This is a genomic window from Hyphobacterium indicum (assembly GCF_003129605.1).
GTDB classification, from domain to species: domain Bacteria; phylum Pseudomonadota; class Alphaproteobacteria; order Caulobacterales; family Maricaulaceae; genus Hyphobacterium; species Hyphobacterium indicum.
Genome location: NZ_QBDX01000001.1, coordinates 504,353 through 519,683, shown reverse-complemented (window position 1 = coordinate 519,683; position 15,331 = coordinate 504,353). Strand labels below are relative to the sequence as shown.

General features: G+C 61.6%; 12 protein-coding genes. 3 read left to right on the top strand and 9 right to left on the bottom strand.

Annotated elements, in window-relative coordinates; genetic code table 11:
• Nucleotides 1-190: 190 nt before the first annotated feature.
• The 4 genes from DBR16_RS02535 to DBR16_RS02520 all read right to left on the bottom strand — a co-directional run bounded on the left by DBR16_RS02535 (nt 191) and on the right by DBR16_RS02520 (nt 6,112).
• Nucleotides 191-1,471 (bottom strand): dihydrolipoamide acetyltransferase family protein, encoded by a 1,281-nt coding sequence (locus tag DBR16_RS02535; RefSeq protein ID WP_109259655.1) that lies wholly within the window; start codon nt 1,469-1,471, stop codon nt 191-193.
• Nucleotides 1,471-2,487 carry an alpha-ketoacid dehydrogenase subunit beta gene (locus DBR16_RS02530; protein ID WP_109259654.1) on the bottom strand — a complete coding sequence of 339 codons (1,017 nt, stop codon included), beginning with the start codon at nt 2,485-2,487 and terminating at the stop codon, nt 1,471-1,473. The genes DBR16_RS02535 and DBR16_RS02530 overlap by 1 nt, the downstream gene beginning before the upstream one ends.
• Nucleotides 2,488-2,490: 3 nt before the next feature.
• A complete protein-coding gene (locus DBR16_RS02525; RefSeq protein ID WP_109259653.1) occupies nt 2,491-3,720 on the bottom strand; it encodes a thiamine pyrophosphate-dependent enzyme in 1,230 nt (409 codons plus the stop codon).
• Between the two features lie 199 nt (nt 3,721-3,919).
• The gene (locus DBR16_RS02520) at nt 3,920-6,112 is read right to left on the bottom strand and encodes a CC_3452 family protein (protein WP_161539380.1); all 2,193 of its coding nucleotides are present in this window, start codon (nt 6,110-6,112) and stop codon (nt 3,920-3,922) included.
• 148 nt (nt 6,113-6,260) lie between these two features.
• Here DBR16_RS02520 and DBR16_RS02515 point away from each other — a divergent pair, with 148 nt between their 5' ends.
• Nucleotides 6,261-6,956 carry a hypothetical protein gene (locus DBR16_RS02515; protein ID WP_109259651.1) on the top strand — a complete coding sequence of 232 codons (696 nt, stop codon included), beginning with the start codon at nt 6,261-6,263 and terminating at the stop codon, nt 6,954-6,956.
• Nucleotides 6,957-7,010: 54 nt separating this feature from the next.
• Here the strand turns inward: DBR16_RS02515 and DBR16_RS02510 are convergent, their stop codons facing one another.
• Entirely contained in the window at nt 7,011-8,201 is a 1,191-nt protein-coding gene (locus tag DBR16_RS02510; protein ID WP_109259650.1) for a thiolase family protein, read from the bottom strand.
• Between the two features lie 206 nt (nt 8,202-8,407).
• On the opposite strand from DBR16_RS02510, the gene DBR16_RS02505 reads away from it, so the two are divergent.
• Together DBR16_RS02505 and DBR16_RS02500 are read left to right on the top strand one after the other, a co-directional pair.
• Nucleotides 8,408-8,929: a hypothetical protein gene (locus tag DBR16_RS02505; protein WP_109259649.1), complete on the top strand. Its 522-nt coding sequence runs from the start codon at nt 8,408-8,410 to the stop codon at nt 8,927-8,929.
• Nucleotides 8,929-10,077 (top strand): DUF418 domain-containing protein, encoded by a 1,149-nt coding sequence (locus tag DBR16_RS02500; protein ID WP_109259648.1) that lies wholly within the window; start codon nt 8,929-8,931, stop codon nt 10,075-10,077. Before DBR16_RS02505 ends, DBR16_RS02500 begins: the two co-directional genes overlap by 1 nt.
• Before the next feature lie 29 nt (nt 10,078-10,106).
• Here DBR16_RS02500 and mnmA read toward each other — a convergent pair whose 3' ends face one another.
• The 4 genes from mnmA to flgK form a co-directional block, all read right to left on the bottom strand.
• A complete protein-coding gene (gene mnmA / locus DBR16_RS02495) occupies nt 10,107-11,294 on the bottom strand; it encodes a tRNA 2-thiouridine(34) synthase MnmA (RefSeq protein ID WP_109259647.1) in 1,188 nt (395 codons plus the stop codon).
• A gap of 82 nt (nt 11,295-11,376) precedes the next feature.
• Entirely contained in the window at nt 11,377-11,913 is a 537-nt protein-coding gene (locus DBR16_RS02490; RefSeq protein WP_109259646.1) for a hypothetical protein, read from the bottom strand.
• Nucleotides 11,914-12,007: 94 nt separating this feature from the next.
• Entirely contained in the window at nt 12,008-12,922 is a 915-nt protein-coding gene (locus DBR16_RS02485) for a flagellin (RefSeq protein ID WP_109259645.1), read from the bottom strand.
• A 10-nt stretch (nt 12,923-12,932) separates the two neighbouring features.
• A complete protein-coding gene (flgK, locus tag DBR16_RS02480; RefSeq protein WP_109259644.1) occupies nt 12,933-15,071 on the bottom strand; it encodes a flagellar hook-associated protein FlgK in 2,139 nt (712 codons plus the stop codon).
• Nucleotides 15,072-15,331: the final 260 nt, after the last annotated feature.

Here is a 15,331-nt window from a genome sequence, read left to right as displayed (position 1 = left end):
TTCGAGGCCGCCTCCGGCGGCGCCTCAGGGTGAGGTGATTATAGATATCCCTCTCACCTCATGCTGAGGTGCTTTTCGAAGAAAAGCCTCGAAGCACGCAATTAGACCGCTCTCCCTGCAAAGAGAGGGAAAAATGCACCGGATGAAACAGCAAGTTTCAGATTCCCGCTTTCGCGGGGACCTTCGCAAGCTATGGCATAAACAGTGTCGCCGGGTTTTCGAGATAGGCCTTGACGTTCTGGATCAGGACGGCCGCCTCATAGCCATCGACAATGCGGTGATCGAAGCTGGAAGACAGGTTCATCAGCTTGCGCGGCACGACGCGGCCACCGGCATCAAAGCGCGGCAATTCCTGCATCTTGTTGACGCCGATAATGGCGGTTTCCGGCAGGTTGATCACCGGCGTGGTGACCAGACCGCCAATGGCGCCCAGCGAGGTGATTGTGATGGTGGAACCGGAGAGCTCGTCCTTGGTGGCCTTGCCATCGCGGGCGGCTTTGGCCAGACGGCCCAGCTCGGCCGCCAGTTCCCAGACATCCAGGGCTTCGGCATGCCTGATGGTCGGGACCATCAGGCCATTCGGCGTGGCCGTCGCAACACCGAGATGGACGCCTTCATATTTGGTCAGAATGCCGGCCTCGGTGTCATAGTGTGCATTGGCCTGCGGTGTTTTCGGCAAAGCGCGGCACAGGGCGGCGGCGAGGAAAGGGATCAGCGTCAGCTTGGGCTGGTCCTCGCGCTTGGTGGCGTTGAGATGCGCGCGCAAATCCTCCAGCGCCGTGAGATCGATCTCCTCGACATAGGCGATGTGCGGGATGGTGGTCTTCGCCTTGACCATATTCTCGGCGATCTTGCGGCGCAGGCCGATGATCTTCTGTTCCTCGACGCCGGTGCGCTTGGCACGGCCCGAGCCACCACCGCCTGCGCGGGCGGCGAGACGCCCACCGGCAGCGATGAAATCATCCAGATCGGTATGCGTGATCCGTCCGGCCGGGCCGGTACCGGGAACGGTGGCAAGATCGATATCGGCTTCCATGGCGCGCTGGCGCACAGCCGGGCTGGCTAGCGGCTTGTCCCCTTCGGCGCGGGCGACAGGTTCGGCTTTGGGTTCCGGCTTCGGCTCCGGTTTTTTCTCTTCCTTTGCCGGTTCGGCCTTCTTGTCTTCCTTCGGAGCCTCGTCCTTGGGTGCAGCCTCTTTTTCTTCCGGGTCCTCCGAGGGCGCAGGCGCGCCACTCGTGTCGATGAAGAGGATTTCGGTGCCGACCGGGATCACATCCCCCGGTTCACCGACAATCTTGGTCACAACTCCGTTCACCGCGCACGGCACTTCGACCGTCGCCTTGTCGGTCATCACGTCAAGAATGGGCTGGTCTTCCTCGACCGTGTCACCGACCTTGATGCGCCATTCGACGATCTCGGCCTCGACCACGCCTTCGCCGACATCGGGAAGCTTGTAGCGGTATTCAGACATCAGGCGACCTCCATCACGGATTTCAGCGCATTGATAAAGCGGTCCTGCCCCGGAAAGTAGGACCATTCATGCGCATGTGGATAGGGCGTATCCCAGCCCGTCACCCGGCCGATCGGCGCTTCGAGCGACCAGAAGCAGTCTTCCTGGATCTGGGCGGACAACTCGGCTGCGAAACCGGAGGTGCGCGGCGCTTCCTGGCTGACAATGCAACGGCCGGTTTTCTTCACCGAGGCAGTAATCGTGCCGATGTCGTATGGCGTGAGCGTCTTGAGGTCGATCACCTCGGCATCAATGCCGGATTTCTCCGCCGCCGACAGAGCGACATGGACCAACGTGCCATAGGCGATGACGGTGACATCATTGCCTTCGCGCACCACCTCGGCGGTGTCCAGCGGGACGGTGTAATGACCTTCCGGCACCTCGCCCTTGGGGTGATTGGCCCAGCTTTGCAGCGCGCCGTCCGGCTTGCCGTCGAACGGCCCGTTATACATCCGCTTCGGTTCGAAGAAGACGACCGGGTCATTGTTCTCGATAGACGCCAGCAGCAGTCCCTTGGCATCATACGGATTAGACGGAATGACCACACGCAACCCCGGCACATGGGTGAAGAAGGCTTCCGGGCTCATGGAGTGGGTCTGCCCCCCGCGAATGCCGCCGCCCCAGGGCGAGCGGATCACGATGGGCTGGGTGTACTGGCCGGCGGAGCGATAGCGCAGGCGCGTCATCTCGTTCACGATCTGGTCGATGGCCGGGAAGATATAGTCCGAGAACTGGACTTCCGCGACGGGACGCAAACCATTGGCGGCCATGCCGATGGCCATGGCGGCAATCGCGGCCTCATTGATTGGCGTATCAAACGACCGGTCGAGACCGTATTTTTCCTGCAAACCCGCCGTGACACGGAACACACCGCCGAAATAGCCGGCATCCTCGCCGAAGGAGACCACATTCGGGTCTTTTTCCATCGCGATGTCGAGCGCCGAATTGAGCGCCTGGATCATGTTCATCTTGGGCATTGGCTACACTCCCAGATCCTGACGCTGGCGGATCAGGCGCCAGTCGGGTTCCTCGAACACGTCCTCGAAAATGGAGGGCACGGGTGACAGGGGGCCATCATGCAGCGTGCCGTGGCTTTCCGCTTCCTTGTAGGATTTCACGACCAATTCATTCAGCTCTTTTTCCAGCGCTTCATGGCGCTCCTCATCCCATTCGCCAAGGCCGATGAGGTGGTTCTTCAACCGTTCGATCGGATCGCCCAGCGGCCAGGCCTTGGCTTCCGTTTTCGGGCGGTAGCCGGAGGGGTCATCCGAGGTCGAATGCGCATCGGCGCGGTAGGAAAAATATTCGATATAGGTAGGGCCATGCCCCTTGCGCGCGCGTTCGCCCGCCCATTGCATGGCGGCATAGACGGCGAGGAAGTCATTGCCGTCAACGCGCAGCGAGGCAATGCCATAGCCCAGCCCCTTCATGGCGAAAGTCGGGGCGTCACCGATGGCCATATTCTGGTGGGTGGAAATCGCGAACTGGTTGTTGACCACGTTCAGGATCACCGGCGCGCGATAGGTCGAGGCGAGTGTCAGGGCGCCGTGGAAATCACCCTCGGCGGTCGTGCCATCGCCGATCCAGCTGGCCGTGACCTGGTCCTCGCCCTTGTAGCGCGCCGCCATGGCCCAGCCGACGGCTTGCGGGAACTGGGTGCCGAGATTGCCGGAAATGGAGAAGAAATTGCCTTCCGCCCAGGTGTAGTGCACCGGCAACTGGCGGCCCTTGAGATTGTCCCGGCTATTGGAAATGCAGTGGCACATCATGTCGACAATGTCGCGCCCCCGGGCGAAGAGAATGCCTTGCTGGCGATAGGACGGAAAAACCATGTCGCTGTCCTTGAGCGCCATGGCACCGGCGACGGCGACGGCCTCCTCGCCGGTCGACTTCATATAGAAGCTCATCTTGCCCTGGCGCTGAAGCTTCAGCATGCGCTCGTCATAGACGCGGGTCAGCACCATGTGGCGCAATCCCTCGCGCAAGACGTCCGGCTTGATCTCCGGATTCCATTCGCCGACGGCCTGGTGATTGTGATCGAGGACGCGCACCATGCCCAGCGCCAGATCGATCGTGTCCCTGCCGTCCACATCCACGCCGGGGCGTTTGGCTTCGCCGGCGGCCGGGATGCTCAGATGGGAGAAATCCGGCTCGTCTCCGGGACGGAACTCCGGAACAGGAACGCGATAGCGCGGTTCTTGGGTCGCCATGGGCAATGCCTCTGATCGAATAGCTCATCCGGTGACAGGCTTGCCACCTTTCGCGCGCGGGCCTTAGCGCGGAAAGCCGGTGTTTGTCCACTCACAGGCGCGCCATCGGCAGGCTCTGCCTTGCCCGGGCGGCTGCCCGGTTGCCGGCATTGAAAGCTATATCACCGCCATCAGGCCGACCCTGTCATGAACTGGATGTCTAGCGCCGGTAGATGATCGAGCCCTTTTCGACATTCATCGCTGCGAGCACCGCTTCATACTGCAGGTCCTGGCCATAATCGAAGAGCGATTCGAACAGGGTGTAGGACCATTCGACGGCATGGCCATTATCCACGATGTGGAAGGTCTGTGAGCGGTCATCATAACCGTTGACGACAACCCAGTGCGACATCGCCGCCGCGTCATGCGGTGAGAAAATATCGTTCGCAAACTGGCTGCCCCAGCTGATCAGGGTTATCACCGGCCGGCCCTGATCAAGATGGCTGCGGATGGTGTCGAGCGCGCGGGCATTGTTGCTTGCATTGCCCAGCGGCAGAACATCATGAACGAAGCCCGGGGCCAGATCACTCATACGGTCGCGCAAGGTGCCCGGCGGCGTGCCAAGACTCTGATCCGAAACGAAATTGCCAGAGCTCTGAACGCGGCGTTTGAACTGCTCATACGTGGTGGCAACACCATAAAAGCGCAGAACGCGGGAGCCGGCTTGCGGACCACAGGAATTGCCGCCGGACAGCCGGTTGGCAAAGTCACCCGTTGGCACGTTGAGAAAGACGTCAGGTTCCAGATCGCTTGCATTTGCAGACGGTGATGTCGGCGAGAGCGCCACGATGAGGGGCTGGTAGAAGACCTGAACGCCGGTGCGGGTGCCTGCTTCCTGACCGTTCGTATCACCGACGACCCGGAACGCCGCAACCGGGCTCATCGCTTCGCGCCGGACTGTGAGTGTGGCCTCATGGAAATAGATGGAATTATCGCCATTGCGCCGGGCTTCACCGGCCCGTTCGACCAGAAAATCCTGTTCGTGATCCGTATCTGTGAAACTGACGCGTGTATTGCGGTCCAGCGCGCTTCGGGTCTCGCGCTGCCAGACATCGTCTTCCCACCATTCATACGCGACTTCGACGGCATCTATCCGCCATCCTGGCGGGGCCTGCCAGATTGTCTCGCCCGGCCAGCGCCCGGCAGCGCGCGTGTCGCCGCCTGTTTCCTCGGCCTCGCCGGTGATGTCGGCCAGAATGCGGCGGCCATCACCCGACAGGGTCAAACGCGAGGTGACGGTCATCCGCGGGCCATTGCCATAAAACTCCCGGTCGCCGCCAGTGTGGTCGAGAACATGGAAATCGCTGTGCTGTCCGTTGAGAGTGATGACCTGGGACCCGGCCGGACCCGACGGCGTGACCGGCGGCACATAGGGCACAATCACCTCGATCGGGTTCCACTGCACCTGCACGCTGGTCCGTGAGACGGTCCGGTTTCCGTCGGCATCAAGATCGCCAACATCACGGCCATCATTGTCATTGGAAAATACATCTCCATTGGTATCGCCCATGACCATGAAAGCCCGCACTGGTCCGTCCGTCGCCGGCACGCCACGGCGCACATCCATCTCGCCGCGTCCGGGCACAATCGTGTCGATCTCCCAGTCCGTATCCGTATAGCTGGCCGTTGCGCGGGATGGTGTCACAATCCGCTCGATTGCGCCTCCTTCGGGATTGCACCAGATCCGGATGCGTTCCGCGACACGGCCCCGCGTCCAGTCGGAGCGCGTTTCCTCGGCAATCATTTCTATATCGGCGTAAAGGCAATGATCCTGGGCGCTGATCTCGGCCGAAAGGTCCACGCGCGGACCATTACCGCCGAAATCGCCATCCCCTCCCCCGTCGCGAATGGCATAAAGCCGGCCGCTCGGGCGTGGCTCGACGCTGACCGTCTGGCGGGTGATGCGCGGGGCTTCATACCGCATCGTATCCACGGCTGTTACGGTCGGGCGGGGGCGGACGACATCGGGATTGAGCTGGGGCTGTTGTCCCTGCGGCAATTGTGTCACGGGGCGCTGGATCGTCTGCTGGATCAGCGGGCTGACCATAACCGGCTGGGCAGCAGCGCTGCGATTGCATTGCGCCAGCTGGCTGGCACTCAGCCGCGCGCCGGGATGGCCGTATTCGGTGATCTCGCCGACAATTGCCGCGAGTTGCGCGCACGCGCCTTGCCCGGGCTGGGGCCAGGGACCGGAAATGCGACAGGCATTGCCCGCACAATTCCAGGTCAGTGACCCGGCCCTGACGTCGCCGGACTGGAGCACCGTATGAGTGGTTCTCGCTGTGTAATTGAACGTCTGCGCAAATGCCGGTGTGCCTATCAGTATGGCTGCAAGCACGATCAGAGTCCGCATGAGGATCTCCCCTGTCATGACCTTCGCGGCCCGATAGTAGCCGAGAGACAGCTTTTCTCCTAGCAGGCGATTTGCCAAATCCGGCGCCAGACGCCGCGCTCGACACGACAAGCTTCGTATTGCATTCTGAAGACATGGGGAGACATTCATGAACGCGGTTCGTGTAAGGGCGCATGGGGAGCCCTTCTTTCTGGCGATGATGCTGGTGCTGTCCGGGCTTGTACTGGCCGGGTTCGGGCCCAGCTTCTATTTTCCGGATGCGGACAGGAGCGTGTTATCCCCTGCCCTGCAGATCCACGGCGTGATTTTCAGCCTCTGGATGCTGCTTCTGATCACCCAGGCCAGCCTGATACCGGCCGGGCGCTATGGAATTCACAAAGCCATGGGCCTGCTCAGCCTGCCGCTGGTGGCGGCCATGATCGTCTTCGGCTTTCTTGCCATCGGTGATGCCTATGCGCGCGGCGTGGATTCTTTCGGCAGTCCGGAACAATTCGTCATCGTGCCATTCATGGATATTGTGGGATTTGCCGGCATCTATATCGCCGGCCTGCTCTTCCGGGGGCGGCCGGCCACCCACAAGCGGCTGATGCTGCTGGCCACGGTCTATGCGATCCTGCCCGCGACCGCGCGAATCGGAATATTCTATTTTTCCAATGAATTCATTGGCTTGATTTTACAAATCGTATTGTTTCTGGCCGTCATGGCCTACGATCTCATATCCCGCCGGGCCTTGCATCCCGCAACCCTGATCGTATTCGGTCTGAGCCTGTTGCGGGTCGGTCTGCTGTTCGGTTTCGGGCCGAGCGCGGCCTGGGCGGATCTGGTTCGCTCCGTGCTGGGATAGAAAAACCCCGGGCCTTTCGACCCGGGGTCTTGTCAGTCCGTTGGGCAGCTGTCGTTAATTCATGCGTTCCAGTGCCACCGCCGTGGCTTCACCGCCGCCGATGCACAGCGACGCCACGCCCTTTTTCTTGCCATGGCTTTCCAGCGCGGCGAGCAGGGTCACCATGATCCGGGCACCGGAGGCTCCGATCGGGTGGCCGAGCGCACAGGCACCACCATTGACGTTGACGATGTCATGGCTGAGGCCGAGCTCCTTCATGGCGATCATGGGGACAACGGCGAAAGCCTCGTTGATTTCCCAGAGATCGACATCGCCGACCGACCAACCGGCCTTGTCGAGCACCTTGCGCATGGCGGGCACCGGCGCGGTGGTGAAATAGGCAGGCTCATGCGCATGCGCGGCTGTTGCCACGATCTTCGCCAGCGGCTTCAGTCCGCGGCGTTCGGCTTCTGACAGCTTCATCATGACCAGCGCGGCTGCGCCATCGGAGATCGCCGAGGCGTTGGCCGCCGTTACGGTGCCATCCTTGGTGAAAGCGGGACGCAGGCTCGGGATTTTCTCCGGCATGGCCTTGCGCGGCAATTCGTCTGTGTCGACGGTGACATCGCCCTTGCGGGTGGTGATCGTCACCGGCGTGATTTCGCGCTTGAAATCACCCTTTTCGGTGGCCCGTTGCGCGCGGGCCAGGGTTTCCAGCGCATAGGCGTCCTGCTGTTCGCGGGTGAATTGGTGCTCCTGCGCGATCATGTCGGCATAAACGCCCATGGGCTGCTTTTCATAGGCATCTTCCAGCCCGTCCTGCGCCATGTGGTCCTTGATCGTGTCATGGCCGTATTTGAAGCCGGCCCGGTGGGTGGGCAGCATGTGCGGCGCATTGGTCATCGATTCCATGCCGCCCGCGACGATGATGGCGGCATCACCCGAAGCGATGGAGGCGCGGCCCATAATCGCGGCCTGCATGCCGGAACCACACATCTTGTTGAGCGTTGTGGCCTCGACGGATTTGGGCAGGCCGGCCTTGATGGCGGACTGGCGCGCCGGCGCCTGACCCTGACCTGCAGGCAGAACATTGCCCATATAGATCATCTCGACATCTTCACCGGCGACACCGGCTTCTTCCAGCGCGGCCTTGACCGCAATGGCGCCGAGCTCGTTGGCAGACAAGGGCGCGAGATCGCCCAGCAGACCGCCCATCGGGGTACGGGCCATGCCGACGATGACAATGGGATCTTCCTTGGCACTCATGTTCAATCACTCCTGGGTGGAAGCATGATATGGGAATTGGGCGCGCATGTGAAAGGCGCGCGGCGCATTTCGTCAAGCCTTGGCGCTGGTGAAATTGCTGCAGCGCACACAAGGCCGAAGCTGTATTTTTACCAAGCCTCCGGAATTAAGCCGCTTTTCCAAACGATCGGCGTCCGCTAAACCCACACCGGGATCAGGGGAAATTCATGTCCAGACATAAAGGCCGGCCGAGCCGGCGATCATTCCTGCGCACGGTCGTGGGTGGCGCGGCCCTGTCGGGTGCCACGTCGATCATCAACGGGGCCTACGCCCAGCATGGCAGCTGGAGCGCGGAATATGCCGCCTGCCGCTCGGGCGTGACCGACTCAGATGGCGGTTCGGAAGCGGATCCGGTCGGCAATGGCCGCGGCACGGGCATTACCGACAGCGATAGCGGCGAGGTGGCTGACCGGGCCGGATACGGGCAAGGCACAGGCGTGACCGATGAGGATAGCGGTGAAAGCGCCGACCGCGCCGGTTATGGCCGCGGACCGCGCAGCTTCACCGACCGGGATCGCGGTGCCCATGCCGACCCGGCAGGTGAAGGCCGGGGGCCGGTCCGGGTGACAGATACCGATACGGGGTTCGGCTCGGATCCGATCGGGCGCGGACAGGGCGGTGACCGGATCAGGGCCGGGTCCAGCCGTCCCTGCCCGGAGACCGAACCCCAAACGGACGGAGACCGGTAATGGCCACGACCACGATCGTCTCCGACCCGTCCCTCTCGGAAATTACCGCTCCGTCCGCCGCAAGGCTGGAAGGCATCGATTTTGCCCGCGCCATCGCCTTTCTCGGCATGATGATGGTGAATTTCCACATCTACATAAACAATGCCGATACCGATCCGGCCTGGGCGACCCAGCTGGCCAGCCTGTTTTCCGGGCGGGCCGCAGCGACCTTCGTTTTTGTCGCCGGAGTGGGCACGGCGCTGCTGACGGCGCGCTGGCGCCGGACCCGCAGCCTGGACGACCGGCGGGCGGCGCGCCTGTCACTCCTCAAGCGCGGCCTCTTCCTCTTTATCGTCGGCGTCTCTTTCCGGGCGCAATGGCCGTATGACATCCTGCATTTCTACGGGGTCTATCTGGCGCTCGCGGCGCTGCTTTTCACGTTCAGCACACGCTGGCTGGTCGTTTTTGCCATCATCACACCGCTGCTCTTCGTGGCGGAATATCTCGCCTTCCCGCCGCTACTGGGCTGGGATTACTGGGAAAGCCCGAGCTTCCACAATCCGCTGGTGGCGGTCCGGGACGTCTTCTTCACCGGACATCATCCGGTCTTCCCGTGGTTCGCCTATTTCCTCACCGGCATGGCGGTGGGGCGGCTGGACCTGCACAAACCAGCCAATCACTGGCGGCTGCTGATCGGCGGCGTGGCGCTGATCGCGCTGGCCAAGGCGATCAAATTCGTGGCGCTGGACCTCAATTATATCAAGCTGGTGCCGGTCGAGGATTGGGGGCCGGGCTATGCGCTCAACTATATTGCTGATCTGTTCGGCACTTCAGCCTATCCGCCCACGCCGCTCTATGTGATGTTCGGGCTCGGTGTCGGCATGATCGTCCTGTCGCTGTCGCTGATGATCTGTGCAGCGGACTGGCGGCGCAGCCTGTTCCAGCCGGTGATCCATGCCGGGCAGATGGCGCTGACGCTCTATCTCGCCCACGTCTTCATCGGCGTGACCGGGATTGAATGGTTCCTGCCCGAGGAGATGGAATCCATCTTCTGGCTGTATGGTATCGTCATCGCCTTCTTTATCGCGTCGATGATCTTCGCGACGATCTGGCGGCGCCATCATGCGCGCGGCCCGGTGGAATGGGCGATGCGGCGGCTGGTGGATTGATTTCTCCCCCGTTTTACGGGGGAGAAAAACTAAATCGTCCCGGTGATCCAGCCACCTCCGAGCACGCGATCACCCGCATCCGCAGGTGAATAGAAGACCGCCGCCTGTCCGGGGGCGACGCCTTCCTCGCCTTCGTCTAGCAAAAGACTGGTCTTGCCGTCCGCAACCTGCATGACGGCGGGCACGGGCGGCCGCGTGGAGCGGACCTTGACGAGGATGGGCGCGCCATCCTGGGCGGCAAGACCGCCCTCGCCGAGCCAGTTGACCTCGTGCAGCTTGATTTCCTTTACCGTCAGCGCATCGCGCGGGCCGACAATGACCTGACGCTCGTCCGGGTTCAGCCTGACCACGTAAAGCGGATCGCCCGCGGCAATGCCCAGCCCGCGGCGTTGCCCCACGGTGAAGCGCAGGACGCCTTCATGGCGGCCCAGCACGCGCCCATCAATGTGGATGATGTCGCCGGGGGCGGAGGCACCGGGGCGCAGCTTTTCGACGATATCGGCATAATTGCCGTCCGGCACAAAGCAGATGTCCTGGCTGTCCGGCTTGTCGGCAATGGCGAGGCCGAAGGCTTCGGCGAGTTGCCGGGTCTGGTCCTTGGTCAGACCGCCCAGCGGAAAGCGCAGGTAATCGAGCTGTTCTGCCGTTGTGGCGAACAGGAAGTAGGATTGATCCTTGCCGGGATCTGCAGCCCGGCGCAATTGCGGACCCTCCGGCGTTTCAACGCGCTGGATATAATGCCCTGTCGCCATACAGGCCGCACCGAGTTGCTTGGCCTGCTTCAGGAGGTCGGCAAATTTCACGCGTTCATTGCAGCGCACGCAGGGGATGGGCGTATAGCCGGCCAGGTAGGTATCGGCGAACTCGTCCATTACCGCTTCCCTGAAACGGCTTTCATAGTCGAGCACATAGTGGGGAAAGCCCATTTCCTCGGCGGCGCGGCGGGCATCATAAATGTCCTGCCCGGCACAGCACGCGCCCTTCTTCTTGATCGCTGCACCGTGATCATAAAGCTGGAGGGTCACGCCCACCACGTCATATCCCGCCTTGTGCAGGAGGGTGGCAGTAACCGTGGAATCCACACCGCCGGACATGGCCACGACCACGCGGTGATCGGCCGGGTTACCGCCCAGACCCAAGATGTCGCCATCGAGGCCGAATTCACGAATGAGGGTGTCGGCGCGGCTATCGCCAGCGCGCGTCAAAGTCGTCGTCATACTCGTCTCCCACGGGGTCAAGGCCCGAAGCAGTCGTTAAAGGGACGGCGGATATAGGCGAAAGGCGCGGGTTTAGGAAGGGTCAGTCGCGCGTGGCTTCCACGCGGTCGGTCACAAACCAGTCCGTGCCAGGATAACGGCGTTCGATTGTCTGGCGATAGTGATCGTCGGAAATCCGTTCCATACGGGTGCGCGAGTCGAAGGGTCCATGCTGGTCCTCGCCGGAAAATTGCGATTCAAAGCCGGTTTCAGTGAGAGTGATTTCCTGTGCCGATTCCACCCAGCGATTAGCCCGGGCATCGAAAAAGCGGACAGAATAGAGATTGGTCTCGACATCATAGGTGTTAATGATGTCGCCGATCCACGCGCCGGTATCATTCTGGACCCAGTGAGACTGATGCCCCATGCCCTCGAATATGCGCTCGACCGTGACCGTAAATTCCAGCGTAAGGGTATTATTCGGGCCGCGCATGATGAAGTTCTCAAGCTGCCAGTCGCCTTCCAGAAACGCGAAATGGTCGAAAAAGTCCCGCGACGCCTGATGCCGGTCGACGGCATCGTCCTGCGCGTAAGCGACTCCGGAAAAGGCGACCAGAAGAACTGCTAGAAAATTGCGCATGCTCACACCTGACTAAATAATTATTTGGTGCAGAGCGATTTATACGAATGATTATTGGTGACCAATGACAATGATTTGATTAGCTACAGAGCGGCTATCTCAGGAAGGGCAGGAGCGAGACCTGGCTGAGGGTCGAGAAGGTGCGGGCGGCGACATCGACCGCGGTTTGCGCCTGCTGGAAACGGGTGGCCGCTGCCGCCATGTCGGCATCTTCCAGATCGCCGATCAGGCTAGTGAGATAGTCGGCTTTCTGACCCTGGCTCCGCACCATGTTCTCGACACGTGATTGCTGGGCCCCGTTTTCGCCGACCCTGTCGCTGATCCGGTCAAACGCGGACAACACATTGGCAATTTCGCCCTGCAGATAGGTCTGCTGGGCATCGGTCAGCGGACCATCAAGCGGACCATCCGGTCCGGCATCGAACTCGGCCAGGCGTTTGAACGCGGCCATGAGGTCGGCCCCGACCTCGTCAGCCAGCAGGCCGACTTCCATCGTCACCTGATCATCCAGCTTCGCCACCGGGCGGCGGCCGGAATTGACGAAGACGTCTGCCGCCGTGGGCGCAGCAACCAGATCGGCAAGCGTGTCCGCCGCAATCGGATTTGTGTCCGTACGTGTGCCGCCGAAGACATAGCCGCCGGCATATTGGGTCGACAGTGCGCTGCGCGACTTTTCGAAGGCTTCGCGGGCCTGGTTCATGATGTGCGTGCCATCAATCGTGGTCATCGCCACCCGCAGATCGCTTGCCGACTCTGACAGCTTGTCGAGGGCAAGGGCTGTGACTTCCATCCGGCTTCCCACGCGTTCGGCGGAGAATTTGTACGATTCCGCACGGTCCCGCGCGCCATAGGCCGCGGAAATGGATTCGGCACGGTGGCCTGCACCTTTAAGGTCGGGATTGAGTTTTCCGGTCGCCAGTTGCTGCTGGCTCTCGAAGACATTGCGCTGTGCTCTCATCAGATCCAAGAGCGCGGTCTGGGCCGCGGCGGATGTTGCGATGCGGGTCATCTCACCTCTCCTAGATGATGCTCAGCAGCGTGTCGGTCAGCTCTTTTGCCGTTTGCAGGAGCCGCGCGGACGCGTTGTAGGATTGCTGGAAAATGGTCATGTTGGCGAGTTCTTCGTCGAGGCTGACACCTTCGACATCGGCGCGTTTCTGATCAGCCGCGGATTTCAGGGATTCCGCAGATTGCGCCGAACGTTCAGCGCGCGCGGCCCGCGAACCGATATCGCCGGCGACCCTTGCAGCAAAATTTTCCAACGTGCCGGAGCTGGCCGCAAAGCCGCCAGCGGCGGAGAAGGCGCGCTGGCTGGTCAGGGCCGATTGCAGGGCGTGACCGCCGCGGCCATCTCCAGACGTCACCACAATATCCCCCACGGCCGGTGCCCCGTCGAGATCGAGCTTTGCCATGGCCAGCTGCGAGGAATCGGCGCGGATACGCGGCGCGACCTGCGGCAGGTCCGTTCGTCCGGCCTGCGCCGAGAGCCCAAGGCCAAACAGATCACTGAAAGCGATGGCGGTCGTTCCGCGCTGGGTATTGTCGCCAACCAGCTCGACCTCGAAGCTGTCAAAACCCGGAACCGGCGTCTGGACCAGTTCGCCGGCGCCGTTGATGGAGAAGGTGGCATAGCGGCCGAGACCGGCCACCGGGTCGTTCAACTGATTGAGCAGATCATTGAAGCTGCCAGCGCCGACGCTGATCGAAATGTCCTGGGCGACCGTTCCGTTTGCACTGTTGACGCGGAAGTCCAGCGTCTGTCCCGGTGTGAATCCATGCGCATCGGCACCGGATACGCCGCTCTGGAAAAACAGCGGGCGGGTGGATTCAACAAGATCATTGAGCCCAAAGAAATGCGAGAACCCCCGGCCACCCCGGTCTGACGGCGCATTGGAATCCTGCAGCGTGGAAATGCCATCGGTTCCGGTCGCGGAAACCGTCATCCGGCCATCGGCGAAACTGGCCGAGCCATCAGCTCCGAACGCGGTGTTGAGCGCTGTTGTGAAATCGGCAATCGTTGTTCCGCCGAAACCCGTGGCAGCACCGCCATCGACACTCAGGGTTCCTGCGTCGAAGTCGACATCAATCTGCTTGACCATTGCGCCGGTGTTATCCACCACCGCAATCGTCGTGGCACCGCTGAAACCGAGATTATCCGTACCCAGAAGACCGGTATTACGGCCCTCCAGGCTGGTGGGCGGCGGGTAGGCTGTGGCGTCGTTATGTTCCTTGTTGAGCGCGTCCGCAGCAGTGGATACCAGCTCGGCAATCTCTTCCATGAGCGCCGGCAATTCATTGTCCCGGAGTTCAAGGAAGGCAGCCAGTTCACCGGACCGGATATGCGGGTTGAAATCCATCTGCCCGGTTCCGCCCGGCGACTGGATGGTGATGCGCGAATAGTCAACGCCGGCGGCTCCCGAGCCTGTCGGCGGATAACGCAATATGGCGGCACCGTTCTCCACCAGCGCCACGCCATCGGTGGTCGAGACGAAAACACGGCCATCGCCATTTGTTGTGGTCCGTATGTCGAGATACTGGGCGAGTTCATCGACCAGTTCGGCCTGGCGGTTCTGTGCCCCTGTCGAGTCGGCGGCCGCCGATGTCAGGGATTGGACCTCGCGGTTGAGGTTTGCGATTTCGGCCGTGAGTTCATTGACGCGGTTGATGGTGGAGGCAATCCGGCTATCGGCCTCCTGGCGCAAGACGCGCAATTCACTGTTCAGGCGGCGACCCTCTTCAAAGAAGGATTGCAGATCCGCAGCGACGGACATACGAGAAACGGTGAGCGAGGGCTCCAGCGCTGCGGACGATATTGACGAGAAGGCCTGATTGAGCCGCGAGAAGATGGAGCCCTGATCGTCAAATGTGCCGACCTGCGATTGAAAACGGTCGAGGGACTGGCCGATAATCTCGGCGGCTGAATGTTCTGCTGACGCGCGGACTGACGCTGCCTGAAGGAAGGCATCCGCGACACGGACGACGCCGGTCACGCTGACGCCGAAACCCCGGCCATCAATGACACGCGTGGTAAAATTCGCTTCGGTGCGCGCATAGCCCGGTGTGTTGACATTGGCGACGTTGTTGGAGGCGGACCTCAGCCCGATCTGGCTGGCCTGAAGTCCCGACAGGGCGCTCCCGAGAATAGAGCTCAGCGACATGACTACGCCTCCCCTTCAGAACAGTGGAAGTGGTGGAAAGATGCCGGGTATCGGGCAGAATCTGCCGGGGCAAAACGCGCGGGCCCGCTGCCTGCAATTTGCTCCTGATGGAGCTTATACCTTGTATTTGTGTTGCTTTTCAGCATTCCGGCTCATTCGCCTCACAACAAAAGTGATATCTCTGGCGGAGGACGTCGCAATGCCGGGGCCAGTTTCAGGGCGGATTGGGCATAGCGGTCAAGCTGGGCAGATTTCGCCAT

Bases quoted from the DNA above. Each gene is read 5' to 3' on its own strand.
- DBR16_RS02490 (WP_109259646.1), bottom strand. From the start codon at position 11,913: ATGCGCAATTTTCTAGCAGTTCTTCTGGTCGCCTTTTCCGGAGTCGCT.
- flgK (WP_109259644.1), bottom strand. From the start codon at position 15,071: ATGTCGCTGAGCTCTATTCTCGGGAGCGCCCTGTCGGGACTTCAGGCC.
- DBR16_RS02485 (WP_109259645.1), bottom strand. From the start codon at position 12,922: ATGACCCGCATCGCAACATCCGCCGCGGCCCAGACCGCGCTCTTGGAT.
- DBR16_RS02535 (WP_109259655.1), bottom strand. From the start codon at position 1,471: ATGTCTGAATACCGCTACAAGCTTCCCGATGTCGGCGAAGGCGTGGTC.
- DBR16_RS02500 (WP_109259648.1), top strand. From the start codon at position 8,929: ATGGCCACGACCACGATCGTCTCCGACCCGTCCCTCTCGGAAATTACC.
- DBR16_RS02525 (WP_109259653.1), bottom strand. From the start codon at position 3,720: ATGGCGACCCAAGAACCGCGCTATCGCGTTCCTGTTCCGGAGTTCCGT.
- DBR16_RS02520 (WP_161539380.1), bottom strand. From the start codon at position 6,112: ATGCGGACTCTGATCGTGCTTGCAGCCATACTGATAGGCACACCGGCA.
- mnmA (WP_109259647.1), bottom strand. From the start codon at position 11,294: ATGACGACGACTTTGACGCGCGCTGGCGATAGCCGCGCCGACACCCTC.
- DBR16_RS02510 (WP_109259650.1), bottom strand. From the start codon at position 8,201: ATGAGTGCCAAGGAAGATCCCATTGTCATCGTCGGCATGGCCCGTACC.
- DBR16_RS02530 (WP_109259654.1), bottom strand. From the start codon at position 2,487: ATGCCCAAGATGAACATGATCCAGGCGCTCAATTCGGCGCTCGACATC.
- DBR16_RS02515 (WP_109259651.1), top strand. From the start codon at position 6,261: ATGAACGCGGTTCGTGTAAGGGCGCATGGGGAGCCCTTCTTTCTGGCG.
- DBR16_RS02505 (WP_109259649.1), top strand. From the start codon at position 8,408: ATGTCCAGACATAAAGGCCGGCCGAGCCGGCGATCATTCCTGCGCACG.